At 55.8% G+C, this 23,611-nt stretch carries 27 protein-coding genes; 19 read left to right on the top strand and 8 right to left on the bottom strand.

The genetic code is table 11. The annotated features are described in order from the left end of the window. Window positions 1–48: 48 nt before the first annotated feature. Window positions 49–1,035, bottom strand: coding sequence for a cobaltochelatase subunit CobS (gene cobS / locus C8N36_RS17035; RefSeq protein WP_097806030.1), 987 nt, complete (start codon window positions 1,033–1,035; stop codon window positions 49–51). Window positions 1,036–1,131: 96 nt separating this feature from the next. Here cobS and C8N36_RS17030 point away from each other — a divergent pair, with 96 nt between their 5' ends. The 8 genes from C8N36_RS17030 to C8N36_RS16995 all read left to right on the top strand — a co-directional run bounded on the left by C8N36_RS17030 (window position 1,132) and on the right by C8N36_RS16995 (window position 7,856). Then, a complete protein-coding gene (locus C8N36_RS17030; RefSeq protein ID WP_097806029.1) occupies window positions 1,132–1,677 on the top strand; it encodes an RNA polymerase subunit sigma in 546 nt (181 codons plus the stop codon). A 50-nt stretch (window positions 1,678–1,727) separates the two neighbouring features. Beyond that, window positions 1,728–2,033 carry a hypothetical protein gene (locus tag C8N36_RS17025; RefSeq protein WP_170125902.1) on the top strand — a complete coding sequence of 102 codons (306 nt, stop codon included), beginning with the start codon at window positions 1,728–1,730 and terminating at the stop codon, window positions 2,031–2,033. Window positions 2,034–2,190: 157 nt separating this feature from the next. Further along, window positions 2,191–2,973, top strand: a complete 783-nt coding sequence (gene rpiA, locus C8N36_RS17020; RefSeq protein WP_097806027.1) for a ribose-5-phosphate isomerase RpiA — start codon at window positions 2,191–2,193, stop codon at window positions 2,971–2,973. A 170-nt stretch (window positions 2,974–3,143) separates the two neighbouring features. Next, window positions 3,144–4,505: a glutathione-disulfide reductase gene (gor, locus tag C8N36_RS17015; protein WP_097806026.1), complete on the top strand. Its 1,362-nt coding sequence runs from the start codon at window positions 3,144–3,146 to the stop codon at window positions 4,503–4,505. Between the two features lie 70 nt (window positions 4,506–4,575). Continuing rightward, a complete protein-coding gene (gene hflK / locus C8N36_RS17010) occupies window positions 4,576–5,730 on the top strand; it encodes an FtsH protease activity modulator HflK (protein ID WP_097806025.1) in 1,155 nt (384 codons plus the stop codon). Continuing rightward, window positions 5,730–6,614 (top strand): protease modulator HflC, encoded by an 885-nt coding sequence (hflC, locus tag C8N36_RS17005; protein WP_097806024.1) that lies wholly within the window; start codon window positions 5,730–5,732, stop codon window positions 6,612–6,614. The genes hflK and hflC overlap by 1 nt, the downstream gene beginning before the upstream one ends. Before the next feature lie 3 nt (window positions 6,615–6,617). Further along, entirely contained in the window at window positions 6,618–6,809 is a 192-nt protein-coding gene (locus C8N36_RS17000; protein ID WP_097806023.1) for a DUF2065 domain-containing protein, read from the top strand. A gap of 42 nt (window positions 6,810–6,851) precedes the next feature. Next, window positions 6,852–7,856 (top strand): alpha/beta hydrolase, encoded by a 1,005-nt coding sequence (locus tag C8N36_RS16995; protein WP_211318248.1) that lies wholly within the window; start codon window positions 6,852–6,854, stop codon window positions 7,854–7,856. A gap of 117 nt (window positions 7,857–7,973) precedes the next feature. On the opposite strand, the gene C8N36_RS16990 is transcribed toward C8N36_RS16995, so the two are convergent. Further along, a complete protein-coding gene (locus C8N36_RS16990; protein WP_097806022.1) occupies window positions 7,974–8,783 on the bottom strand; it encodes a hypothetical protein in 810 nt (269 codons plus the stop codon). 400 nt (window positions 8,784–9,183) lie between these two features. Between C8N36_RS16990 and C8N36_RS16985 the strand changes: the two genes are divergently transcribed. After that, a complete protein-coding gene (locus C8N36_RS16985; protein ID WP_097806021.1) occupies window positions 9,184–10,632 on the top strand; it encodes a DegQ family serine endoprotease in 1,449 nt (482 codons plus the stop codon). 126 nt (window positions 10,633–10,758) lie between these two features. On the opposite strand, the gene C8N36_RS16980 is transcribed toward C8N36_RS16985, so the two are convergent. Next, window positions 10,759–11,274: a peptidoglycan-binding domain-containing protein gene (locus C8N36_RS16980; RefSeq protein WP_097806020.1), complete on the bottom strand. Its 516-nt coding sequence runs from the start codon at window positions 11,272–11,274 to the stop codon at window positions 10,759–10,761. A gap of 39 nt (window positions 11,275–11,313) precedes the next feature. After that, window positions 11,314–11,682 carry an OB-fold nucleic acid binding domain-containing protein gene (locus tag C8N36_RS16975; RefSeq protein ID WP_097806019.1) on the bottom strand — a complete coding sequence of 123 codons (369 nt, stop codon included), beginning with the start codon at window positions 11,680–11,682 and terminating at the stop codon, window positions 11,314–11,316. A 135-nt stretch (window positions 11,683–11,817) separates the two neighbouring features. Between C8N36_RS16975 and C8N36_RS16970 the strand changes: the two genes are divergently transcribed. The 5 genes from C8N36_RS16970 (at window position 11,818) to C8N36_RS16950 (ending at window position 16,585) form a co-directional block, all read left to right on the top strand. Continuing rightward, window positions 11,818–12,141: a 2Fe-2S iron-sulfur cluster-binding protein gene (locus tag C8N36_RS16970; RefSeq protein ID WP_097806018.1), complete on the top strand. Its 324-nt coding sequence runs from the start codon at window positions 11,818–11,820 to the stop codon at window positions 12,139–12,141. 2 nt (window positions 12,142–12,143) lie between these two features. Further along, entirely contained in the window at window positions 12,144–12,935 is a 792-nt protein-coding gene (locus tag C8N36_RS16965) for an FG-GAP repeat domain-containing protein (protein WP_245910930.1), read from the top strand. Between the two features lie 123 nt (window positions 12,936–13,058). Further along, window positions 13,059–13,871, top strand: coding sequence for a TIGR00282 family metallophosphoesterase (locus tag C8N36_RS16960; protein WP_097806017.1), 813 nt, complete (start codon window positions 13,059–13,061; stop codon window positions 13,869–13,871). Then, a complete protein-coding gene (locus C8N36_RS16955) occupies window positions 13,868–14,788 on the top strand; it encodes a DMT family transporter (RefSeq protein WP_097806016.1) in 921 nt (306 codons plus the stop codon). Before C8N36_RS16960 ends, C8N36_RS16955 begins: the two co-directional genes overlap by 4 nt. Window positions 14,789–14,806: 18 nt before the next feature. Next, complete coding sequence (locus C8N36_RS16950; protein ID WP_097806015.1) at window positions 14,807–16,585, top strand: SLC13 family permease; 1,779 nt, start codon at window positions 14,807–14,809, stop codon at window positions 16,583–16,585. A gap of 3 nt (window positions 16,586–16,588) precedes the next feature. Here the strand turns inward: C8N36_RS16950 and C8N36_RS16945 are convergent, their stop codons facing one another. Continuing rightward, window positions 16,589–17,323, bottom strand: coding sequence for a glutamine amidotransferase (locus C8N36_RS16945; protein WP_097806014.1), 735 nt, complete (start codon window positions 17,321–17,323; stop codon window positions 16,589–16,591). Between the two features lie 127 nt (window positions 17,324–17,450). On the opposite strand from C8N36_RS16945, the gene C8N36_RS16940 reads away from it, so the two are divergent. Next, window positions 17,451–18,191: a YebC/PmpR family DNA-binding transcriptional regulator gene (locus tag C8N36_RS16940; protein ID WP_097806094.1), complete on the top strand. Its 741-nt coding sequence runs from the start codon at window positions 17,451–17,453 to the stop codon at window positions 18,189–18,191. A gap of 88 nt (window positions 18,192–18,279) precedes the next feature. On the opposite strand, the gene C8N36_RS16935 is transcribed toward C8N36_RS16940, so the two are convergent. Together C8N36_RS16935 and C8N36_RS16930 are read right to left on the bottom strand one after the other, a co-directional pair. Then, complete coding sequence (locus C8N36_RS16935; RefSeq protein WP_097806013.1) at window positions 18,280–19,167, bottom strand: alpha/beta fold hydrolase; 888 nt, start codon at window positions 19,165–19,167, stop codon at window positions 18,280–18,282. Between the two features lie 155 nt (window positions 19,168–19,322). Then, window positions 19,323–19,667, bottom strand: a complete 345-nt coding sequence (locus C8N36_RS16930; protein ID WP_097806012.1) for an SH3 domain-containing protein — start codon at window positions 19,665–19,667, stop codon at window positions 19,323–19,325. Between the two features lie 110 nt (window positions 19,668–19,777). Between C8N36_RS16930 and C8N36_RS16925 the strand changes: the two genes are divergently transcribed. Beyond that, window positions 19,778–20,608: a hypothetical protein gene (locus C8N36_RS16925; RefSeq protein WP_170125901.1), complete on the top strand. Its 831-nt coding sequence runs from the start codon at window positions 19,778–19,780 to the stop codon at window positions 20,606–20,608. Here the strand turns inward: C8N36_RS16925 and C8N36_RS16920 are convergent. Continuing rightward, on the bottom strand, window positions 20,590–21,480 hold the full coding sequence (locus C8N36_RS16920) for a LysR family transcriptional regulator ArgP (protein ID WP_097806010.1): 891 nt from the start codon (window positions 21,478–21,480) through the stop codon (window positions 20,590–20,592). The two genes, C8N36_RS16925 and C8N36_RS16920, sit on opposite strands and share 19 nt — an antisense overlap. A gap of 87 nt (window positions 21,481–21,567) precedes the next feature. On the opposite strand from C8N36_RS16920, the gene C8N36_RS16915 reads away from it, so the two are divergent. The 3 genes from C8N36_RS16915 to C8N36_RS16905 all read left to right on the top strand — a co-directional run bounded on the left by C8N36_RS16915 (window position 21,568) and on the right by C8N36_RS16905 (window position 23,422). Continuing rightward, complete coding sequence (locus C8N36_RS16915; RefSeq protein WP_097806009.1) at window positions 21,568–22,161, top strand: LysE/ArgO family amino acid transporter; 594 nt, start codon at window positions 21,568–21,570, stop codon at window positions 22,159–22,161. Between the two features lie 56 nt (window positions 22,162–22,217). Further along, window positions 22,218–23,111, top strand: coding sequence for a DMT family transporter (locus C8N36_RS16910; protein ID WP_245910913.1), 894 nt, complete (start codon window positions 22,218–22,220; stop codon window positions 23,109–23,111). Between the two features lie 131 nt (window positions 23,112–23,242). Further along, window positions 23,243–23,422 carry a hypothetical protein gene (locus tag C8N36_RS16905; RefSeq protein WP_245910912.1) on the top strand — a complete coding sequence of 60 codons (180 nt, stop codon included), beginning with the start codon at window positions 23,243–23,245 and terminating at the stop codon, window positions 23,420–23,422. Window positions 23,423–23,611 lie beyond the last annotated feature (189 nt).

Raw genomic sequence — 23,611 nt, 5'->3', positions numbered from 1 at the left:
AAAGGCGCAAAACCATGCGCCCTTTTTAAACTTGCATGCAGGGTGTGGTTAGCCCAGCGAAACACTTGCGGCGCTTTCCGGTAGTTCCTCGTCAAAGCAGCGCTGGTAGAATTCAGCCACTGTCTGGCGTTCCAGTTCGTCGCATTTGTTCAAGAAAGACAGGCGGAAAGCGTAACCGATGTTGCGGAAGATTTCCGAATTTTGAGCCCAAGCAATCACAGTCCGCGGAGACATCACCGTCGACAATTCGCCATTCATAAAGGCGCGGCGGGTAAAGTCTGCGACTGTAACCATCTGTTTGATCGTCTTGCGGCCCGCCTCGGTGTTGAAATGCGGGGCTTTGGACAAAATGATCTGGGTTTCTGCGTCTATCGACAGGTAATTCAACGTCGCAACCAGTGACCAACGGTCCATCTGACCTTGGTTGATCTGTTGCGTGCCGTGGTAAAGACCTGTCGTGTCACCCAGTCCGACGGTGTTCGCAGTCGCAAACAGGCGGAAATAAGGGTGGGGGGTGATCACTTCGTTTTGATCCAAAAGTGTCAGTTTGCCGTCGGTTTCCAGAACACGCTGAATGACGAACATGACGTCCGCGCGGCCCGCATCATATTCATCAAACACGATCGCAGTCGGGTTGCGCAGCGCCCAAGGCAGGATACCTTCTTGGAACTGGGTTGTTTGCTTGCCGTCGATCAATTTGATCGCGTCTTTGCCGATCAGGTCGATCCGCGAAATATGTGAGTCCAGATTGACACGAACGGCAGGCCAGTTGAGCCGGGAGGCGACTTGCTCGATATGAGTCGACTTACCCGTGCCGTGATAACCTTGAATCATCACCCGGCGGTTGCGGTTAAAACCCGCAAGAATCGCCAGCGTGGTGTCCGGGTCAAATTTATAAGTGCTGTCTTCCGCGGGCACGCGGCTTGTGCGCTCAGGGAAGCCATGCACAATCATGTCAGTATCAATGCCAAAGACGTCACGGACGGAAATTTCTTCGGTGGGTTTCGCGTTGATATCGATCAGGCCGTCCGTCATGGTAATAATGTCCTCTTATCCGGGCTCGGAAACTGCGCCCCTGTGGTGCAACATTTCGCCGGAAGGGGCAAGGGGAAGCGAGGGCGAAGTGGCTCAATGACAGTTGGTGATGAAATTGGTGCCTTGTTGGCGCAGGTTGCGAAGGGGGACCGGCGGGCCTTTCGCAAGGTGTATGATAAGATTTCTCCGCGATTGTTCGGGCTGTGCTTTGGCATCGTCAAAGACGAATCCATCGCCGAAGAGGTGCTTTGCGTGGTCTTTGACCGCATTTGGAACTGGGCCGGACAGATGCACCCGAATGGAACGACTGGCACAACCTGGTTGATAACGTTGACGCGCGATGCCTCGGTTGAGCGTCTTCGGCAGATGCGCGAAGCGGGCTTGATCGATGAACCTATTGATATTGCCGAGCGGCTGTATCACCGATCCAAAAGATCAACGGCCCAAAGCGAGGATGAGGCCGCAGCATTCCGGCAATGCTTGGCAGATGTGCCCCCGGACCGTGTTGAGGTGATGCGCGCGGCCTATCTGCAAGGGCTAACCTATCACGATCAGGCCGCGCTAACCGGCGGAGATGCAACAGCGCTTCGGACCGAAATCCGGCGCAGTGTCTTGCAGGTACGCGCGTGTCTCAGCCAATGACGGTTTCTGGAACAGCCGCTCCCTCGAAGTTTGAAGACGAGGACAAGGCAATGGCGGCAGAATATGTGCTGGGCCTGTTGCCGCCGGCGCAACGCAGCGCTTTTGAAAGTGTTTTGCTAAGCGATCAGGACTTGCAGCAAGATGTGGCAGCCTGGCGTCAGTATTTTTCCACCTTTGCCGAGGATTTCAAGGATCGGACGCCGCCGCCGCAGCTGATCAACCGTATTGAATCCAAACTGTCGGTGGTCCCGCGCACTGCGCTTTGGAAACAGGTCTTGCCTTATGTCATCGGTGCAGCGTTAGGATCGGTGCTGACGTGGATTGCAGTTTCTTCCGGTGTGATGCCGGTGCATTGAGGCTGATGTATTGAGGCTGGCGTGCATCATCGATGGCAAAAGCCTCGCCTAACCATGTGTCCAATTCCCTATCGCGCCAACACGACTTGCCCCTTATAAACCAGCCTACCAATCAAATGTCCGCATCTTTTAACCAATCAAAATCAGAGGAATTGTCATGACCGGAGAGCTGTCGCCCATCGACAAGGCCAAATTTGTAGCCGCCAAGCGAGCGTCTGATTTTGTAGAAGATGGCATGCGTGTTGGTCTTGGAACCGGGTCAACAGCGGCATGGTTGGTGCGCTGTTTGGGCGAACGTGTGCGCGACAACGGATTGAAAATCCGCGGTGTGCCGACCTCGACCCGCACAGCCGAATTGGCCCGCGAAGTCGGCATCGAAGTGATTTCTCTGGATGAAGCGCGCTGGTTGGATCTGACAATTGACGGCGCTGACGAATTTGATGCCGATCTGGCATTGATCAAGGGCGGCGGCGGTGCCTTGCTGCAAGAAAAAATCGTGGCCACTGCCTCCGACCAGATGATCGTGATCGCGGATGCCGCCAAAGAGGTCGAGCATCTGGGGGCCTTTCCCCTGCCGATCGAGGTGATCCCGTTTGGCTGGCAAACCACGCAAGCGTTGGTTGAAGAAACTCTGGTTTCAATGGACGTCATGGGCCGTCAGGCAACATTGCGTATGAACGGTGAGGCACCCTTTGTCACCGATGAAGGCAATCATATACTGGACCTGCATCTGGGCCGTATCGGCAATGCTCGCCAATTGGCGATGGTGATGAACCAGATCCCCGGCGTTGTGGAAAACGGACTGTTTATCGACATCTGCGACAAGGTTGTGATCGGCTTCGGCGATGGCCGTGTTGAAACCCGTGACATCAACGAAGGCACGGTATCCGAAGACCGCTTGGATTTTGTCGAAACTGACAACCTGTTTAGCGATATCTGATCGTCGCGGCGGCGGGATGGCTGGGCTGGATCTCTCACTCGGTTGTAACGCTTTTGACAAACTCGTGCGAATTCAACCGGTGACATCCGGCTCTGGCTTTCCTATCTGCGCTATGAAATATCTTTGCGCCAAACACCGACAGCGCGACTACAAACATACTGGGGACAGCCATGAGCGATTTTGATTTCGACCTATTTGTTATTGGCGGCGGCTCTGGCGGCGTGCGTGCGGCGCGGGTTGCTGCCGGGGAAACCGGAGCCAAAGTGGCGCTGGCCGAAGAAGACCGCTACGGCGGCACCTGTGTTATTCGCGGCTGTGTGCCAAAAAAACTGATGGTTTTCGCCTCAGGCTATCCCGAAATGGCAGCCGAAGCCCAAGCCTATGGCTGGGATATGACGGTTGGCGATTTTAACTGGGATCACTTCCACGGCAAACTGGCGGCAGAGCTGGACCGGCTCGAAGCGATCTACCGCAAACTGCTGGCGGGTTCGGGTGTTGAAACCTTTGATGCCCGCGCCAAAGTGGTTGATGCACATACGGTTGAACTGTCGACGGGTGAACGCAAAACAGCCAAGCACATCTTGCTGGCGATGGGCGGGCGTCCGGTGTCGCCTGATATCCCCGGTGCAGAGCTGGCGATCACGTCAAACGAGATTTTCCACCTACCGAAACTGCCCAAGAATATCTTGATCGTTGGCGGCGGCTATATCGCGTCAGAGTTCGCCGGTGTGATGAACGGTCTGGGTGTCAAAACCACACAGTTCTACCGGGGGGCGCAAATCTTGCGCGGCTTTGATGACGAAGCGCGTGGATTGATCGCGGAAGAGATGATTCAAAAGGGCGTTGACCTGCATCTTGGCACCAACGTTTTGGAAATGAAGCAGGTCGAAGACGGCATTTGGGTCAAAGCCACAAACGGCACCGAACATGTGTTTGACCACGTCATGTTCGCCACCGGCCGCAAACCCAACACTGACGAGATGGGCCTCGAAGAGGTCGGGGTGAAACTGGGCCGCAAGGGCGAAGTCTTGGTCGATGAGTACAGCCAGACAGCAGTGCCGTCGATTTATGCGATTGGGGATGCCACGGACCGGGTGAACCTGACGCCTGTCGCGATCCGCGAAGGCATGGCCTTTGTCGAAACCGTATTCAAAGGCAATCCAACCCCGGTGGATCACGATCTGATCCCAAGCGCGGTTTTCACTCAGCCGGAATACGGCACTGTCGGCCTGTCCGAGGAAGACGCGCGTGCCCAAGAGCCGATCGAAGTCTATTGCACGTCGTTCAAACCGATGCAGTCCAGTTTTGCGGGCCGCCCTGATCGGGTTATGATGAAATTGATCGTGTCCCAAGCCAATCGCAAGGTGCTGGGTGTGCATATTGTCGCACCTGCGGCTGGCGAGATGATCCAAATGGCCGGGATTGCCGTAAAAATGGGTGCGACCAAGGAAGATTTTGATCGGGTGGTTGCGGTTCACCCCGTAATGGCCGAAGAACTTGTCACAATGCGGAACCCGACACGGACGGGTTGAATATTACCCGTCGTGCACACAAGTTACCGTGTACATAAGACGCCAAACGACCAAAGAAGGACGACACTTCATGGCAGGAAACAGTGGCGGCCCCTGGGGGGGCGGCGGAAATAACGGCGGCAGCGATGGCGGCGGCAATAACGGTCGCGGCCCTCAGGGTGGTGGCGGTAAACGCCCTCAGGATGGCCAGATCCCCGAAATCGATGAGCTGATGAAAAAAGGCCAAGAGCAACTGCGCGTCCTGATGGGCGGTCGCGGCGGCTCTAACGGTACAGGCGGCGGTAATCGCAACAGCGGCGCTGGCGGCAGCGGCCCGGCCTTTACCAAGGGCACTGCCGTTTTGGGTGTGCTGGGACTTGCGGCGCTTTGGGCGTTTGGCAGCTTTTACACCGTAAAACCGGAAGAGCAGTCAGTTGAGCTGTTCCTTGGTGAATACTCGGCCACCGGCGAGCCCGGTCTGAACTTTGCCCCATGGCCGTTTGTAACAGCCGAAGTGGTCAATGTGACGTCGGAGCGTTCCGAAACCATCGGTTCAGGCCGCTCTGTGGATGGCTTGATGCTGACCACTGACGCAAATATCGTCGACATCGATTTCCAAGTTGTTTGGAAAATCAACGATCCGGCGAAATACCTGTTTAACATCAGCGATGCTCAGCTGACCGTTCAAGCGGTGTCCGAAGCGGTGATGCGCGAGATTATCGCAGCGTCCACATTGGCTCCGATTTTGAACCGTGACCGTGGTGCGATTGCGGATTCGGCCAAGGAAAACGTGCAGGCGACATTGGATGAATATGAATCCGGTATCTCTATTGTGCGGGTTAACCTTGCCAAAGCTGACCCACCAGAGGGCGTTATTGATGCGTTCCGCAAGGTACAAGAAGCCGAACAGGAACGTGACCGTTTGGAGCGCCAAGCGGATGCCTATGCGAACAAAGTGGTCGCCGAGGCCCGTGGTTCTGCCGCGCAAGTTGGTGAGCAAGCTGAAGGTTACCGCGCCCGCGTGGTCAACGAAGCCTTGGGTGAAGCCGCTCGTTTCGTCTCTGTTCGTGACGAATACGTAAAGGCCCCGGAAGTGACTCGTAAGCGTCTCTATCTTGAAACGATGGAAAACGTGTTGGGGGGGGTCGACAAGATGATTCTCGATCCCAGTCTGACAGGGGAGGGTGGCGTTGTGCCATATTTGCCTCTGAATGAGTTGAACCGGTCTTCGGGAGGGAACAACTGATGCGTAAAACAGCATATCTATTGCCCGTATTTGTGATCCTTTTGGTGGTGTTTTTGTCGTCGATTTTCGTGGTCGACGAACGGCAAAAAGCGCTGGTTCTGCAGTTTGGTCAGATTAAAGCCGTTAAGGAAGATCCCGGTTTGGCATTCAAAGTGCCGCTGATCCAAGAAGTCGTGTTCTACGATGACCGGATCTTGTCGCTTGATACCGATGAAATCGAGGTCACACCGGCGGATGACCGCCGTCTTGTGGTTGACGCCTTTGCCCGCTACCGGATTGCCGATGTGGTCAAGTTCCGTCAGGCCGTTGGTGTTGGTGGTATTCGGGTTGCCGAGGATCGCCTGTCTGGCATTCTCAACTCAATGATCCGCGAAGTCTTGGGTGCCGATCAGGTTACATCCGACCGGATTTTGTCCGAGGATCGCCGCGAATTGACCAACCGTATTCGTGACCGTGCTCGTGTTCAGGCGCTGTCTTTGGGTCTGGACGTGGTTGACGTGCGTCTCAAGCAAACCAACCTGCCAACATCCAGCCTTGAAGTAACTTTTGCCCGGATGCGTGCGGAGCGTGAACGCGAAGCAGCAGATGAAATCGCCCGCGGTAACGAAGCGGCACAGCGTGTGCGCGCGCTTGCCGATCGTACTGTGGTGGAAACTTTGTCGGTCGCAAATAAAGATGCCAACGTGATCCGCGGTGAAGCGGATGCGGAGCGGAACCGGGTCTTTGCTGAAGCCTATGGTGCGGATCAGGAATTCTTTGCCTTCTATCGGTCCCTACAGGCCTATGAGAAAGCATTGAATGGAAGCAACACGTCGCTTGTGATCACTCCGGACAGTCAGTTTTTTGACTACTTCAACGGGGAAACCGCAGCCCCGGCTGAATAAGCTGTGAGCTGGGCAGACATACTAACGGGGATCGGAATGCTCCTCGTGATCGAGGGGCTGGTGTACGCACTGGCCCCTTCGCTTGTCGAGCGCCTGTTAGAGGCGCTGCGCGAGATGTCATTGGATGCGCGGCGTAACTTTGGTTTATTGTCCATTGTTGTGGGGCTTATCGTGCTTTGGTTTGCCACAAGGTGATCGGCGCATAGTGTCCATGATTTTCGAAATAGGTGGCGTGGCTTGGCTTTTACGATTGGTGTAACGTTCGGATCGATCGCAGTGGTGTATTTGTGCATTGCGCTGATAATGATCGTGTCGCAATCCAGTGATCCACAGGTTTTGACGTCCAAGCAGGAAACGCTCGATTTTTCGAAACAGGCCGTGCGGCACGTTGAAAAACCGCAACCGCTTAGCAGATATACCGCCTCTGACGGCCAAGAATTGCACTATCGCCTGTATTCTTCGGCGCAGGCCTCTGACAATTTAATTGTGCTTTTGCACGGCTCTGGCTGGCATGGGCTTGCTTTTGACCAGATGGCCAAGGGGCTAAGTCAGGCCGGGGTTGGAACCGTTGTGGTGCCCGATCTAAGAGGGCATGGGGGCGATCCCGCTGTGCGCGGAGACCTGTCTTATATCGGTCAGTTCGAACAAGACGTGCATGATCTGATCGTTAAGCTGCGCCAACCAGAGCAAAAAGTTACCTTGATCGGTCATTCCTCCGGTGGAGGGCTGGCGATCCGCTATGCGGGTGGGGCATTCGCATCGGATGTGGCGCAGACAGTGCTTTTGGCACCGTTTCTAAAATACAATGCACCGACAATGCGCGCCAATTCCGGTGGCTGGGCCAGACCGCTGACACGGCGGATCGTTGGGTTGTCGATGTTGAATACCGTTGGAATTACCCTGTTCAACCATCTGCCAGTGATCGACTTTGCTTTTCCACAGGAGATTTTGGACGGGCCGCTGGGGCACACAGCCACCCAAAGCTATTCCTTTCGGCTCAACCAATCCTTTGCGCCTCGAGGGGACTATTTGCTGGACGTCTCGAAACTCCCGCGGTTCTTGCTCTTGGTGGGAGAAAAGGACGAGGCATTTTTGGCGCATGAGTTTGAGCCCACGATGTCAGCGGCATCGGACAAAGGGAACTATGTCGTGCTTGAGGGGCTTTCTCACTTGGACATTCTGTATAGCGATGAGTTCGTCGAACGCATTGGGGAATTTGTTGACGGGGCGGGTGCACAATAGGCCCGGTCCAGTCGATGACGCGGCAGGGCCTATTGGCAAAATTCTGACAGGGGGGCGCAGTAGCCGCAATAATGCAGTCAGGCTGAGCCTACAAAAAAATGCCCTCCCTTTGCCAAATTAGTTGTTGGCAATGCCAAGATCGGACTGGGTCTTGCCAAAGTAAACGTTAAGCATTGTCTCTACGAAGCCGTGAACGGGCTCTCTGGCATCTAGCCACATAGTTTCCTTACGTAGGGTAATTTCAGCGTTTCGTCGGGCTTTGGCCAAATGCACAGCACGACCAAATTGACTGCTGTTTCGGCCGTGAATGAAAACCGTTTCTAATATTTCACATCGTCCGCCAAACTCAGCGATACCAATGCCTTGCATACGAGCGTAAGTGCGCTCTTCTTCCCCATCAATGTGAACAGGACCTTGGCATGCTTGAATCCCTTCTTTGAATAATGACTTGGCACGAGCATCGCCAATCACTGAAATTTTTTGAAGGTCTTTAGCCATCTCAGCGACAAACGGGTTTGCCCTAGACTGAGAGATGAAAATGGCCTCTTGCGCCAACAAATTGACATGCAAAAGGGTTTCCAGTTGCAGGTAGATTTCATCCGATACGTAATCTGGTTGCTCGGTCAGGTAGTGGACCAGCTTTGCGTGGGCGCTTCGGGACGCTGGAAAGGCATCTATGAGCCCCTCTGGTTTCCCGTCGTTTCCCCAGACGGCAATGTGATCGACGATACCTTGCACATCGGCCGACAGTTCAGCCAACGTGTGATTTCCAAGCAGGGCTAGAAATTCAGAGCGCATGGCGCGCATTTCAGCTCTCAAGTCATTTATTTGGTCCTGAAGTATATTGATTTGATCCTGCAGATGACTGGTTGAACTTCTGATGGCTAAAATCGTGAATGCAGCCGAGGCAAGGACAGCAACCGCCACTGTTCCCGCTGCGGCACTTCTGGGCTGAATATCAATGATATTTCGGCAGTTCCTTTGATGTTGTCATTCCAAAATCTCCAAAAAAATAGTTTTGACTAGTCCAATGATCGTAGGGCAGGGGGTGAATTTTTCCCTAGTCTTGAAAAATCGCAAATTTCTAGTAGCGAACACGTCATTTACGACAAAAATCCCGAAACAGTGCGTCTTGCGGGGTGGGAAACCAGGTGAGCGGGCATTGGCGCGTGCTTCACAATCGCTTGAGGTCAGGTTTTCCGGCCTTTGGTGTTGCGCAATAACCCCTATCTTTGTCACAGTGATTAAAGGCAGGTAATGCACGCAAGACGTGTACGAAGACCTGACAACGACAAGGAGTGCCAAGTTGAAACCCCAAACCTTCGCTATGATAAAGGACGATGTGACACCTCTGCGCCTGTTTTGGCTCACGACGCTATCCATGGTTTTGATCTTGTCGCAATCTTTGATGGCCAGTGCGCGCGGTGCCCCCGAAAGCTTTGCCGATTTAGCCGAACGCATCAGCCCATCGGTTGTGAACATCACCACCTCGACAGTGGTGCCGGGCCGGACAGGGCCGCAGGGCATTGTGCCCGAAGGCTCGCCTTTCGAAGATTTCTTTCGCGAATTTCAAGACCGTGGCGGCGAAAACGGTGCCCCTCCGCAGCGCAGTTCTGCATTGGGTTCGGGTTTTGTGATTTCCGAAGATGGCTATGTGGTCACCAATAATCACGTGATCGAAGGCGCAGATGAAATCCTGATCGAGTTTTTCGAAGGATTTGAGCTGCCTGCCAAGTTGATCGGGACCGATCCGAACACCGACATTGCGCTTTTGAAAGTGGAAGCGGAAGAGCCGCTGAAATTTGTCAGCTTTGGCAATAGCGATAATGGCCGCGTTGGCGATTGGGTTATGGCCATGGGCAACCCGCTAGGTCAGGGTTTCTCGGTGTCTGCCGGCATTATTTCCGCCCGCAATCGCGCCCTGAGTGGGTCTTATGACGACTACATCCAGACGGATGCAGCGATCAACCGGGGTAACTCGGGCGGTCCCTTGTTCGATATGGAAGGCAAAGTGATCGGCGTGAACACCGCGATTTTGTCGCCCAATGGCGGGTCAATCGGGATTGGCTTCTCGATGGCGTCGAATGTGGTTTCCAAGGTTGTGGATCAGCTAAAAGAGTTCGGCGAAACCCGCCGCGGTTGGTTGGGTGTGCGTATTCAGGACGTCACCGATGACGTTGCCGAAGCTTTGGGTCTTGAAGATGCCAAAGGGGCGCTTGTCTCTGACGTTCCCGATGGTCCTGCCAAGGATGGCGGCATTCTGGCCGGTGACGTGATCGTTTCTTTTGACGGTGTTGCGGTTGAAGATACCCGCCAATTGGTGCGTGTTGTGGCCAATGCGCCCGTCGGGCAAACCGTGCGTGTGGTTGTGAACAGGGGCGGCGAGACGCAGACCCTGAAAGTGACGCTTGGACGGCGCGAAGAAGCCGAAGGCGCAACGCCTGCTGCGGTTGATGAGCCAGAAGAAGAGCCGTCGAAGCTTGAGCTGATGGGGCTGACACTTAGCCCTCTGACCGATGCGATCCGCGGAGAATTGCAACTGGACGAAAACGCAACCGGTTTGGCCGTGGTTGCGGTTGACGAGACCTCTGCAGCCTTTGAAAAAGGGTTGCGGACCGGCGATCTGATCACCGAAGCGGGTCAAAGCCCGGTGAAGTCGATCGAAGATCTTCAAGCCCAGATTGACGCGGCCAAAGAAGGTGGACGCAAGTCTATTCTTCTGCTGGTGCGCCGTGCGGGCGATCCGCGATTTGTTGCGCTGAGCCTGCAAGAGTAACCTCTTCCACCAGATCAAAATATCAGGCACCCTTCGGGGTGCCTTTTTTGTTGGCCGTAGGTCCATGTTTGGATTGCGGGCTGCGTTGGCCGGTTGTTGTGGCGCAGGGCTGTATGGCCTTGGAGCTTAGAGGTTGGTGCGGTCGATGGCGACCAAACCTAAACTGCGTGCGGTTTCCAATGACATTTGCCCGCTTTCCAACCCGCGCTCTTTTTGGAACTTGCGGATTGCGGCGGTTGTCGGGGCATCTATCTCACCGGTGACATTGCCTGAAAAATAACCGCGCGCTGCGAGGGCTCGTTGAGTCGAAGCCACGAAGTCCGGGGTCATTTGATAGCCGCAGGGGGCTTCAAATTTTAGCTCGCCGCGCGGCGTGACGACGCGGGCGACTGGGGCCTTGCGGTAGATTGGCGGGCGGATGACTGTGCCGTCTTCGGCAATTTCGGCCTGTACAACCTGCAGTTCGCCCATGACCTGATCATAGACCGCAGGGGTGATTTCGCGCGCCCAGCACCGGCCATCTTTGTCGGGTTCAGCTAGGGGGGGCGGGCCGATCGGGGTGGCAGCACGCGTTGCAGGCTGCGATGCGGTGCATGCAGCCAATAGCGCCAACGCGACAAGCGGGGCGGTGAAATGGGTCATTCTGCTCGGGCCTCGTGTCGTGCCTTTGTTGAGCACAGATTAACCGGTTTGGTTGGTTTCGCCAAGCGTTGGGTCCAAAAGCAGGTCTAGCATGTCGGAAATATCTTCGATTGTGTCTGCAATGACATGGGTGACACCATTGTCGCGCTGAATACGCCCGGTGACGCGCAGCATCCGGCCAGCGATGACAGCACGGCGAAAGGCTTCGTATATCTTTCGCCAGACAATAACGTTGACGACACCGGTCTCATCCTCAAGCGTTAAGAAGATCACGCCTTTGGCGGTGCCGGGACGTTGGCGCAAAATGACCAAGCCAGCCACGGTGATACGGGCACCATTTGGTGGTTCAACCAAACGAACGGCTTGCAATGCAGATGGGGGGAGGGGCCAGGGAGGTGAATGTCGCATGGGAACAAATATAGAACATGTGTGAGATTAGGCAAGTTTCCTGTGCAGTGTTCCCCTGGAAGGGCACAAAAGGGGCTGGCAGAGCGCGGGGCGGCAGACTAGATATACCGCGATTGTATATGGAGAGCGGTGAAAATGGCTAAGATCACCTATGTCGAGCATAACGGAACCAAGCATGAGGTCGATGTGGCCAATGGGCTGACCGTCATGGAAGGTGCACGTGATAATGGTGTGCCGGGGATTGAAGCAGATTGTGGCGGGGCCTGCGCCTGTTCAACCTGTCATGTCTATGTGGATCCTGCTTGGGTGGATAAAATCCCGGCCAAGGATGACATGGAAGAGGATATGCTGGATTTTGCGTTTGAGCCAAATCCCGCGCGCTCGCGCCTGACCTGCCAGATCAAGGTTACAGACGATCTGGACGGCTTGGTTGTGCAGCTGCCTGAAAAGCAGATCTAGTGATGGACGCGTTTCGGATTTGGGCGGCAATGCCTTTGGCGAGGCGCGCAAAACGGGTTTTGAAAAGGGCGCCGCGTCTGCCGCTGCGCCCTTTGGTAGGTCTGACAGGCGGCGCAAGTCTGGTGGTGAGCCTGTGTCTGGCCGGGGCTGTCGCGGCCGAAATCTCAACGGCGCGATTTGCCGATCCGACCACGCGATATCAGCACGGCGTTTTGGGAGATGCGGTTGAGTGGGGGGCATTGAAGGTTGGTGTCAAAGGCAAGACCATCACGTTTACACTGCCACAAAGCCTCGTGTTTGAAGATATAGCACCACGTCTTGTCGACGTTGATGGCGCCAGTGGGCCGGAAATTGTGGTGGTCGAATCCCATCAGGACAAAGGCGCGCGACTGGCTGTTTGGAATGAAGGGGGCCGCGTTGCTTCAACGCCCTTTATCGGCCGCCGCAACCGTTGGCTTGCCCCGATAGGTGCGGCTGATCTGGATGGCGACGGCCATGTCGAGATCGCTTATGTGGATCGCCCCCATCTGGCCAAAACCCTGCGGGTCTGGCGTTTCAAAGACGGCAATCTTTCGGAAGTGGCGTCGGAACCGGGGTTCAGCAATCATCAGATCGGATGGGACTACATCCAAGGCGGTATCCGCGATTGCGGCCTGGGGCACGAGATGATCGTGGCAAGCGGCGATTGGCAAAACGTGATGGCGGTCCGTTTCGAGGCCGGACAATTGCAAAGCAAGACACTGTCACGCTACAGTCCAAAGGCTATAACCCAAGCGATGAGCTGCCCGAAATAGCGCGTTTTTCGGGTTTTATGTATCACCGAGTGCCCGGCCTTACACGTCTGTGCGGGGGTGCGGCTGTCGCAGCTTGTCGAATAGGGCTTTGCATTTGCTGTCGAGCGGACTAATTCGGCGCTTATGCGTATTCTCTTTCTAGGCGATGTGATGGGCCGCGCAGGGCGCGCCGCTATCACCGATAATCTTTCCAAGCTGCGCGATGAATGGCGGCTGGATTTCGTTGTGGTCAATGGCGAAAACGCCTCGAACGGGATGGGCCTGTCGGGCGAACATGCCCGATTGATTCTGGATGCGGGGGCCGATGTGGTCACGTTGGGGGATCACGCCTTTGACCAAAAGGACATGCTCAGCTTTATCGAAAGCGAGCCGCGTGTTCTGCGCCCGATCAACTTTGCCAAAGGGGCACCGGGGCGCGGGGTCGGTTTGTTTAATGACCGGCGCGGGCGCAAAGTCCTGGTGTCTCAGGTTCTGGGGCAAGTGTTTATGAAGCGCGCCTTTGACGATCCGTTTTCGGCCATGGATGATGTGTTTCGCCGGCATCCCTTGGGCGGTCAGGCGCAGGCGATCTTGGTGGACATGCATTGCGAAGCCACGTCGGAAAAGATGGGCATGGGCCATTTCTGTGATGGAAAAGCCAGTCTGGTTGTCGGCACCCATACGCATGTGCCAACCGGCGATGCACAAATATTGCCCAGCGGCACCGGTTATATGACCGACGCGGGCATGTGCGGTGACTATAATTCGGTCATTGGCATGGAAAAGGCGGAACCGATGCGCCGCTTTGTCACCGGAATGGTCAAGGGACGCTTTACCCCTGCTACGGGCGAGGCAACCTTGTCCGGGGTGGTGGTCGAAACCGACGACAGGACCGGCAAGGCGACCAAAATAACAGCCGTGCGCCATGGCGGCCGATTGCAACAGGCTGGTCTATGAAATCAGTGCTGCCCTTTTTGGCCTTGATAGCCATTGGGGCCGCTTGGGGGGCAACGCAACCCTTGGCCAAAATTGCGGTCTCGGACGGCTATCGCCATTTCGGCCTCATTTTTTGGCAATTGGTGATTGGCGGCGCTTTGTTGGTTCCTTTGTGTCTGCTGCGTGGAAAACCGGTTGTTTGGGGCCGCGCCCAGATTGGCTTGTATGTCTTTGTAGCCGTTATCGGAACAGTGCTGCCGGGCATTGCCAGCTATTCGGCGGCCATCCACCTGCCCTCTGGCGTTTTGTCCATTTTGCTTAGTTCGGTCCCGATGCTTTCTCTACCAATCGCCTTGGCGATGGGCCTCGAAGGGTTTAGCCGGCGCCGGTTTTGGGGCTTGGCCCTTGGTTTGGTTGGCGTTGCCCTTTTGGTATTGCCACAGGCCAGCCTACCTGACGGCGTGCCCGTTTTTTGGATCGGTGTCGCGCTTTTGTCGTCCATTTTTTATGCGCTTGAAGGCAATGTGATAGCGAAATGGGGCACCATTGGATTGGATGCCATGCAGGTCTTGGCCGGTGCATCGTTGGTCGGTATTGTGATCAGCGCGCCACTGGCGATTTACACCGGTCAATTTATCAACCCACTCGGGCCGTGGCAGGGCCCTGACTACGCGCTTGTGGCGGCGGCGATTTTGCATGCAGGGGCGTATAGTGGGTATGTCTGGTTGGTTGGGCTTGCCGGCTCAGTGTTTGCGGCGCAAGTCAGCTATTTAGTGACATTGTTTGGCGTCACCTGGGCGATGATATTTTTGGGCGAAGGGTATTCTGGTTGGATTTGGGCAGCTTTGACGGTCATGATGGCGGGGGTTTCGTTGGTTATGCCGCGCCGTCGCGGTCTTGTGCAGGACAGGGCTGTCCGGCAAACTACGACCGTTTAAGGAACTATTGGGCACACCATGCATTTCATTGAGTTAAGTCAATCCGGTCAAGCCGGCGTCGCAATCACGGTTGTATTTGTGATGTTTGCGTTGTTTGTGCGTGAAACCTATCCGACCGAGGTTACGGCCATTGGCGGAGTCGCGGTGCTGCTGTTGACTGGCGTGCTGCCCAGTGACGTTGCGGTGGATGTGTTTTCCAATCCGGCACCATGGACCATTGCAGGTATGTTTATTGTCATGGGTGCGCTGGTGCGAACCGGCGCGTTAGATGCCTTTACCAACGTTGCACAGGCGCAGGTCCTGATCCGGCCACGCGCTGCAATGGCGGCGATTCTAGCAGTTGTTGTGGTTGCCTCGGCGTTTATGAACAACACGCCGGTTGTGGTTGTCATGCTGCCAGTCTTTGTGCAATTGGCAAAAGCCTTGGGCGTTTCCCCGTCCAAGCTATTGATCCCGCTTAGCTATGCTGCGATTTTGGGCGGAACACTGACGCTGATCGGAACGTCGACCAACCTGCTGGTTGACGGTGTTGCCAGGGCGCAAGGGATTGAGCCGTTCACGATTTTCGAGGTCACGCCGCTTGCGATCATCTTGATCATCTTTGGTCTGGCCTATTTGGCCGTTGTGGGGCGCTATTTACTACCGGACCGGACTTCGATGGCGGGCATGCTATCGGACAGAAGCCAAATGAAGTTCTTTACCGAGGCTGTCGTGCCCCCGGAGTCAAACCTGATTGGCCGCGATGTGCAGAGCGTTCAGCTGTTCAAACGCGAAGGTGTGCGCCTTATTGACGTTATTCGCGGGGATGAATCGCTGCGCCGTGATCTGAAATCTGTTGTTCTTCAGGTCGGGGATCGGGTGGTTCTACGCACACAGATGACCGAACTTTTGTCCCTGCAGCGGGACAAATCTCTCAAACGCGTGGATCAGGTTTCCGCCAAAGAAACCACTACGGTCGAGGTGCTGATTTCGCCGGGGTGTAAAATGATTGGCCGCAGTCTGGGCGCGCTGCGTTTGCGCCGCCGCTATGGCGTGTATCCTTTGGCTGTGCATCGCCGGAACCAGAATATCGGACGCCAATTGGATCAACTCGTTGTGCGGATTGGGGATACCTTGTTGCTGGAAGGTAACCCCGAAGACATCCAACGTCTGGCCGAGGACATGGCGCTTGTGGATGTGTCTCATCCTTCGGCCAGAGCGTTTCGTCGGGGACATGCCCCTGTGGCCCTGTTGGCCTTGGCTGCGATTGTCATCTTGTCCGCCTTGGGGGTCGCGGATATCTTGCCGCTGACAATCATCGCCGTTGCAGTTGTTTTGCTGGCCCGATGCATTGATGCCGAAGAGGCATTCTCCTTTATCGAAGGCCGTTTGTTGGCCCTGATCTTTGCAATGCTGGGGATTGGCGCAGCACTACAGGCGTCAGGCGCGGTACAAATGATCGTCGAAGCAATCGCGCCGCATTTGATGGGGTTGCCGGGGTTTGTATTGCTTTGGGCGGTGTATCTTATGACGTCTGCCCTGACAGAGGCGGTCAGTAACAATGCGGTTGCTGTGGTGGTGACGCCGATCGCCATCAGCCTTGCCAGCGCGATTGGTGTTGACCCCCGGCCTTTGGTTGTGGCGGTTATGGTGGCGGCATCATGCAGCTTTGCCACGCCCATCGGCTACCAGACCAACACATTGGTTTATGGTCCCGGTGGTTATAAATTCACCGATTTTGTCAAAGTGGGCTTGCCGCTGAACATCAGCATAGGCCTGCTGGCTTCTTTGCTTATTCCGGTATTCTGGCCACTCTAGGCGTTACCGATACTGCTGGACGAAATTTGACAGGATTTGCTGCGGCCAAGTGACATCGGCAGAATGGCACATGTCTATCAGTTGATCCGCGTCTTCGGGGGCGAAATAGCCTTTGTGGCGATAGAACTTGATCCGGGTCTCAAATTCCGCGCCATCCGCTTCGGGGTGGAATTGCGTGGCGTAAACGTTTTGCCCGTAGCGGATCATTTGAAACGGGCAGGGACCGGATGACAGCAAGTGCACCGCGCCATTGGGCAGGTTTTGCAATGCCTCTTTGTGGCCAACAAAGGCATCAAACTGTGCGGGCATTCCGGCCAGCATCGAGTCTTTCGCGCCATCTTGGGTTTTGATGCAGGTGGTGGGACCAACCGCTTCGCCAAACTGGTCCTTAGACACAACGGCCCCCAGATGATGACCCAAAATGCCGATACCATAACAGCAGCCCATAAACGGCACATCTGCCGAAGTAACGGCTGGCATCAAGGACAGACAGGCGGCTTCGATCCGCGCTTCGACGGCGGTTTTCTTTTCGGGCGCGTCAGAGACACAGCCCGGGCCGCCGCCAACTATCACCCCGGCATAATCGCGGGGGTCCAAACCGTCCGGCAGGTCTTCGCGGTCAAGGCAAATGCGATGCACTTGCGCGCCGTCCAGCCCGCTTTTGTCCAAGATGGCGCGATATTCGCTATCGCTGACTTCGGGTTCGGGGCGCAGTTGCAGAAGTAGAAATTTGCTCATGGCACCGTGCTTAAAACAGCCCCCATGTCTTGCCAAGCCTACAAGAGCTTGGACTGGTCTTGGAATAGCCGGTTCAATGGCCTATAGAGTGCGCCAGACACGTCAGATACCAAAACGAGGCAAGACCATGGCCGGCCATTCCAAATGGGCAAATATTCAGCACCGCAAAGGCCGTCAGGACAAATTGCGGGCCAAGCTGTTTTCGAAATTCTCTAAAGAAATCACCATCGCTGCGAAGATGGGCGACCCGGATCCGGACAAAAACCCGCGTCTGCGCTTGGCCATCAAAGAAGCCAAAGGGCAATCGATGCCCAAGGACAACATTGATCGCGCGATCAAAAAGTCTGTGGCCGGAGAAGGCGATGACTACGAAGAAATTCGCTATGAGGGCTACGGCCCCAACGGCATCGCGGTGATCGTCGAAACATTGACAGACAACCGCAACCGCACCGCCTCGACCGTGCGGTCGACCTTTGGCAAACACGGTGGAAACCTTGGCGAAACCGGGTCGGTTGGCTTTATGTTCGACCGGGTTGGCGAAATCGTCTACCCCGCCGAAGTCGGCGACAGTGACACCGTCATGGAAGCCGCAATTGAGGCGGGTGCCGAAGACGTGGACAGCAGCGAAGATGGTCACGTGATTATTTGCGGCGACACTGATCTGAACGATGTTTCAAATGCTTTGGAAGCGGCGCTCGGCGAAAGCCAGTCCACCAAGCTGATCTGGAAGCCGACCACAACCACCGAGATGGATCTTGAGGGTATGGAAAAGCTGATGCGCCTGATTGATGCGTTGGAAGATGACGATGACGTGCAGCGCGTTACCGCTAATTTTGAAGCCTCTGACGAGGTGATGGAACAGCTTTAAGCTTTTTCAGGTACGAAAGGGGCCCCGTGTCATTTCAGATGGCGCGGGGCCTTTGTGTTTTGGTGGATCGTTCAACGGCGGCCTGGCTTCATGGGTTTGACTTGAAAAAGCGGATCAGATGAGCGGCGGTTTCATCAGGTGCCTCTTCTGGAAGGAAATGACCGCAAGGCAGGGCATTTGCATCCAGCGTCTCGGCATAGCGCCCCCAAACTTCGGGCACATCATATAGCCTGCCAACCACTCCGCGATCCCCCCAAAGTGTTTGCACCGGCATCGCCAGCTTGGTGCCCGCATCAGCCGCGTCATGGGTCAGATCGATCCCCGCCGAGGCGCGGTAATCCTCACAGGTGGCGTGAATGCAATCTGGATCACGGTAACAGCGCTGATACTCTGCGACCGCCTCGGCGGTAAAGGCATCGGGAATGTCCTTGCTCCATGCTTTGAGTTTGGACGTCAGATAGTAGTCGGGATCATGCCCGATCAGTGTTTCGGGAAACGGTGCCGCCTGAATCAAAAAGAACCAGTGATAATAGGCGGTGGCAAAACTTTGATCTGTTTGGGCATACATGTGCTCTGTCGGGGCGATATCCAAAAAGGACACTGCCGCTATCCGGCCTGCATAATCGCGGGCCAACCGATGTGCGACCCGCGCGCCGCGGTCATGGCCTGCGACGCCGTAGCGGTCATATCCAAGTTTCGCCATCAACTGCGCCTGATCCGTGGCCATGGCCCGTTTGGAATAGGGGGTGTGATTGTCGTCAGACGGCGGTTTGTCGCTATCACCGTAGCCGCGCAGGTCGGGTAAAACGACAGTGAAACCGGCTGAAACCAACTGAGGCGCAACTTTGTGCCAACACAGGTGGGTCTGAGGATAACCGTGTAGCAACAACAAAGCAGGGCCATCCCCCGCTTTGCGGACACGCAGCGTGACACCCGATGGCAGGCATATCCGGTGATCATCAAATCCGTTCAGCATCGCACTACTCCCCATGGCCTAGGGCAGGGTTGCACCGGCACCGAGGCTTGGCAAGGAACAAGCGAGACGTCCAAGGGGGAAGTTGAAACCAAAGCGGGCCTGACAGCTCCCCTCTGTCAGGCCCTATTTGGTGTCGCGTGCCGGGGCTGGAATGCCTAAGGGCAAACGCCGCCGATGTTCAGGTACTTGCCGTAGACCCAGCCATTGGGGTTTGGTTGCCCCCAGAGCGGGTTTTCGCAGCGACCTGACATGCATTGCACACGGTACCAATTGCCGGACCGGTCCCAGACCGAAACCTCATCACCGCCATATAGCTCACTGATCTGACGATAGTTGGAACTGGGCCCCGTTCGCACTGCTAAAAAGCCGTTGCCTTTGGCGTGGTTGTATTGGCTGATTGGACGCAAGCCAGTCACATAGCCCGTACAATCACCCGCAACAGCGGTCTGCGCGGCCAAGGCCAGCAATCCGGCAGCGGCCAGTGTGATGACGTGTTTCATGGGTCTTTCCTCCCCTTATCCGGTTGGCTGTCGGCAGGGCCGGAGGCCTCTCTTCCGACATTTGGTATCATATTCTAAAAGTCTTATGTTGACGTTGATCTGGATCACGATTGCTGATGCAGAAGGGCCGGTCGGACGGCGTTCGGATGCTTGCTCTGGCTTTGGGGCTGTCCTATGCACGTCACATGTTGTTTCGCGCTCTTCTTCTTTTGATCGTGGTTGTCGGGCTGTCCGCCGTCGCCTTGCACTATTTTGGCAAGGACGCTTTGATCGCTGGCGGTCTGATTTTTGTGCAACTCAAAATTATCTTGAAAAAGACTGCCAGCTTGGAATGGCCGGTCTTACTGGTCTGGCTGAAAATGCAAGGATCGGCTTTTTTCAAGATCGAGCTGATCAAGAAATGGCTGATGACGACCTTGATGCCGATGGTCTTGGGCAAGGCCTTGCTGCGGCGGTTGGCGGGCGTCTTTACCCGATATATCGAAGCCGTTCGGGCGCAATATGCGCGGATGATGCTGTGGTACGGACAGCTGTCAACGGCGGAAAAGGTCGTGTCGGGTCTGATTTTGCTGTTTGCGTCGATCGCTTTGTCGATCAGCTCCTTTGGGCTGTGGGTGATCTTGTTTACTGTCAAATTGCCGCTTTGGATCATCGCCGCCGGGGCCGCTCTGGGCCGGATGATCTGGGTGACAGTGCAAAAATCCACCTTCAAGGCCGTGGCGTTTTTGCAGCTTGGATTGCTGTGGAAGGGGCTGCAAAAACTGATGCCATCTGCGCTGCTTAAACGGAAACGGGCATTTGACTACAAAGTCGCCCGCGCTGTGATCCGCAAACGGCGGATGACGGTTCGGCAACTGGCTGAAAACAAGGACAGCTTGCCATTTCGTATGGGCTTGCTGGTGGATTACCTGTTCGGGCGCAGTCAGGATGCGGGGGACTGAACCAAGCTGGCACGGGCGGTTTTCACAACCGCTGCGGTCAACGGTTTGAGCGCCGGTGCCAAAATCCGGCTGACTTGCCAGACCAAAGGCACGTCCAGCGCGGCGTCATTGACCAGCGGCACCAATGTGCCCTGCCGGATCGCGCTCCGCACAAGAATTTCAGGGTTCATGCCCCAGCCTATGCCCGCAATAGCCGCATCTACAAAGGCCTGCGTCGACGGCAGGTAGTGGCTTGGCGGCGCAGCACGCGCAGCTGACTGGCGGGTCAGCCATTGCCGTTGCAACCCGTCTTTGGCGTTAAAGACCAGATTGGGGGCTGCGTTCAGTCCGGCAGTGGTGACGCCCTTTGGAAACCAGCGCTGCACAAACGCAGGCGATGCCGTTGCGATATAGCGAAGCGATCCGAGCGGATAGGCCGCGCAGCCGGGAATGGCGAGAGCTGTTGTGACCGCCGCACTGACAGCGCCGCGTTTCAACCAGTCTGCACTGTGATCTTGATCGTCAAGTTCGAGGTCAAACAAGATGTCTGGCACTTGCGCCATTGCCGGAACAAACCATGTTGCCAAACTGTCGGCATTGATGGCCACGCGCACATGTTGGGCCAGATCGCCTCCGTCCAGATGTAAATCGCGTGTCAGCGCAGTTTCCAGCAGGCCGATGTCTTCGGCGTGCTTGGCAATCCGCAGTCCATGCGGGGTGCCTGAACAGGGCGTGGTTCGGTTGACCAGCGCTGACCCCACCCGTTCTTCCAATGCTTTGATCCGCTGCGAAATCGCAGAGGGCGTGACATGGAGCGCAGAGGCGGCAGCGTCAAAGCTGCCATGGCGCAAAACCGCTGCAAGGGCCGCAAGATGGTGGGGGTCAAAATTCATTAGCCTGCCTAATGTCGGTGTAGTCTCTTTAATTTGATTGCAGACGGCTGGCGCGGTAGTCAAGCGTCGCGAATAGGAGAAACACAGATGACCGCATATTTTGCCGGCTTTGCCCTTGGGTTCAGTTTGATTTTAGCAATCGGAGCACAAAATGCCTTTGTTTTACGCCAAGGGCTGTTGCGTGAACATGTGCTGCCGGTGGTTTTGGTCTGCGCCCTTTCCGACGCCCTGCTGATTGCTGCCGGAGTTGCAGGCTTTGGGGCTTTGACCCAAGCGGTGCCGGGGTTGGAATGGGGAATGCGCCTGTTTGGGGCTGCATTTTTGGTGTGGTATGGGCTGCGCACATTGTTGGCGGCATGGCGGGGCGGGCAGGTGATGCGTGCAGGGCCGCAAGCTGGCGGCCTGAAGGCGGCCGTGCTGACATGTTTGGCACTGACATGGCTTAACCCGCATGTCTACCTTGATACAGTTGTGTTGCTGGGGGCGGTGTCTGGCCAATATGAAGACCGTTTGAATTTTGCCTTTGGGGCGATGAGCGCCAGTTTTGCTTTCTTTTTCACGCTGGGCTATGGCGCAAGGCTGTTGGCTCCACTGTTTGAAAAAGCTGTTGCCTGGCGGGTGCTGGACCTGATGATCGGTCTGACAATGCTGCTGATCGCGGCCAGCCTTTTGATGGGGTGATCGGGATCGGCGGAAGGGGTCTTGCCCCCAGTGGTAAATAAGTTAAGCATCTAGGGATGGAACAAGCGCGCCCCGGTATCGGAATTTTCTGGATGGTTGTGACAGGGCTATGCTTTGTCGCGGTCACCGCGCTGGTGAAAACCATGCATGGGCGGGTGCCCGCACCTGAGGCGGCGTTTTTACGCTATGTTCTTGGCTTGGTGTTTTTGATCCCGATGTGGCGCGAATTGCGCGATGTCCGGCCAACCTCGCGTCAATGGAAACTGGTCTGCGTGCGCGGTGTGTTTCAATCGCTGGGCGTTGCGTTCTGGTTCTACGCCATGACGCGCATCCCATTGGCTGAAGTCACCTCGATGAATTATCTCAACCCTATTTTTGTGACTTTGCTGGCGGTCTTGTTGCTGGGGGAACGTTTGGCCCTGCGCAGGATATTGGCCATTGTGGCAGCTATAGTCGGGGCGCTGATCATCTTGCGGCCGGGTTTTCGAGAATTGGACCCCGGCCACTTTGCCATGTTGATCACCGCCAGCTGTTTTGCCGCGTCCTACCTGATTGCCAAAATCCTGTCGGGCGAGACCAGCCCTGCCATGGTGGTGGCCAGTATGTCGATTACCGTGACCATAGGTCTTGCCCCTATGGCGCTGGCAGTTTGGGTCTGGCCCAGCTGGTGGGACTTGTTTGTTTTGTTTGGTGTGGCGTGCTTTGCAACAGGCGGTCACTACGCGATGACTTTGGCCTTCAAGGCCGCGCCTTTGACAGTGACGCAACCGGTGACATTTCTGCAGCTGGTTTGGTCTGTGGCCTTGGGCGCACTGGTTTTCAACGAGGCGATTGACCCTTGGGTGATTGCGGGCGGCGGTCTGATCATGGCGGCGGTTGTCTTTATCACTTGGCGTGAGGCAGTGTTGAACCGGCGCGTCACGCCGGGCGTCATGGAGACCAAACACTAGGCTGCTCTGGAACCGTCCACTTCGCTAAAATCCCTTTGAAGGGCCCTGATCTAGCCGCATTCGCTAAGCAATTTATCAACCATCACCGCTTAGTGTGATTGATGGAGAGTAGGATGTTTGCGGAGACTAAAATGACCGAAAATATGACCGAGATCGTGGCCTTCTTGCTAAAAGAACGTGCCAAAGTGTTGTCCGAAGCCGAATGGCGGTTCCGTATGCGGGGCTACGGCTACAATCTGCGCCGGACTGATGTGGGGGTCGAAGTGGCCCGCCTGCCGCAAAACCAGGTGTTGGGCTTGCTGGAAATTTGATCCGGTGGGCGTGTGATCCGCGCTTTGGATGTGCAGGCCGCAAAGGCTTAAGAACGTCGCATCACAAACCGGGGCCCGATTTGGCACCGCAACTTGGCGGGCAACGGAACATTTCAGAATGCAGACGGTTTGGCAGGCCTCGACTAGGGGGATGAGCCACTCAAAGTGGACGGAGCTTAACGGCATTTC

The organism is Pelagimonas varians (assembly GCF_003208435.1).
Classification (GTDB): Bacteria; Pseudomonadota; Alphaproteobacteria; order Rhodobacterales; family Rhodobacteraceae; genus Pelagimonas; species Pelagimonas varians.
Note: the sequence above shows the minus strand (reverse complement) of the source record. Positions and strands in the feature narration are given on the sequence as shown.

Bases quoted from the DNA above. Each gene is read 5' to 3' on its own strand.
- C8N36_RS17030 (WP_097806029.1), top strand. From the start codon at position 1,132: ATGACAGTTGGTGATGAAATTGGTGCCTTGTTGGCGCAGGTTGCGAAG.
- C8N36_RS17025 (WP_170125902.1), top strand. From the start codon at position 1,728: ATGGCGGCAGAATATGTGCTGGGCCTGTTGCCGCCGGCGCAACGCAGC.
- C8N36_RS16930 (WP_097806012.1), bottom strand. From the start codon at position 19,667: ATGAAACACGTCATCACACTGGCCGCTGCCGGATTGCTGGCCTTGGCC.
- C8N36_RS16975 (WP_097806019.1), bottom strand. From the start codon at position 11,682: ATGCGACATTCACCTCCCTGGCCCCTCCCCCCATCTGCATTGCAAGCC.
- C8N36_RS16940 (WP_097806094.1), top strand. From the start codon at position 17,451: ATGGCCGGCCATTCCAAATGGGCAAATATTCAGCACCGCAAAGGCCGT.
- C8N36_RS16985 (WP_097806021.1), top strand. From the start codon at position 9,184: ATGATAAAGGACGATGTGACACCTCTGCGCCTGTTTTGGCTCACGACG.
- C8N36_RS16950 (WP_097806015.1), top strand. From the start codon at position 14,807: ATGCATTTCATTGAGTTAAGTCAATCCGGTCAAGCCGGCGTCGCAATC.
- C8N36_RS16915 (WP_097806009.1), top strand. From the start codon at position 21,568: ATGACCGCATATTTTGCCGGCTTTGCCCTTGGGTTCAGTTTGATTTTA.
- C8N36_RS16965 (WP_245910930.1), top strand. From the start codon at position 12,144: ATGGACGCGTTTCGGATTTGGGCGGCAATGCCTTTGGCGAGGCGCGCA.
- C8N36_RS16970 (WP_097806018.1), top strand. From the start codon at position 11,818: ATGGCTAAGATCACCTATGTCGAGCATAACGGAACCAAGCATGAGGTC.
- C8N36_RS16910 (WP_245910913.1), top strand. From the start codon at position 22,218: ATGGAACAAGCGCGCCCCGGTATCGGAATTTTCTGGATGGTTGTGACA.
- C8N36_RS16960 (WP_097806017.1), top strand. From the start codon at position 13,059: ATGCGTATTCTCTTTCTAGGCGATGTGATGGGCCGCGCAGGGCGCGCC.
- C8N36_RS16920 (WP_097806010.1), bottom strand. From the start codon at position 21,480: ATGAATTTTGACCCCCACCATCTTGCGGCCCTTGCAGCGGTTTTGCGC.
- C8N36_RS16955 (WP_097806016.1), top strand. From the start codon at position 13,868: ATGAAATCAGTGCTGCCCTTTTTGGCCTTGATAGCCATTGGGGCCGCT.
- hflK (WP_097806025.1), top strand. From the start codon at position 4,576: ATGGCAGGAAACAGTGGCGGCCCCTGGGGGGGCGGCGGAAATAACGGC.
- C8N36_RS16905 (WP_245910912.1), top strand. From the start codon at position 23,243: ATGACCGAAAATATGACCGAGATCGTGGCCTTCTTGCTAAAAGAACGT.
- rpiA (WP_097806027.1), top strand. From the start codon at position 2,191: ATGACCGGAGAGCTGTCGCCCATCGACAAGGCCAAATTTGTAGCCGCC.
- hflC (WP_097806024.1), top strand. From the start codon at position 5,730: ATGCGTAAAACAGCATATCTATTGCCCGTATTTGTGATCCTTTTGGTG.
- gor (WP_097806026.1), top strand. From the start codon at position 3,144: ATGAGCGATTTTGATTTCGACCTATTTGTTATTGGCGGCGGCTCTGGC.
- C8N36_RS16945 (WP_097806014.1), bottom strand. From the start codon at position 17,323: ATGAGCAAATTTCTACTTCTGCAACTGCGCCCCGAACCCGAAGTCAGC.
- C8N36_RS16935 (WP_097806013.1), bottom strand. From the start codon at position 19,167: ATGCTGAACGGATTTGATGATCACCGGATATGCCTGCCATCGGGTGTC.
- cobS (WP_097806030.1), bottom strand. From the start codon at position 1,035: ATGACGGACGGCCTGATCGATATCAACGCGAAACCCACCGAAGAAATT.
- C8N36_RS16980 (WP_097806020.1), bottom strand. From the start codon at position 11,274: ATGACCCATTTCACCGCCCCGCTTGTCGCGTTGGCGCTATTGGCTGCA.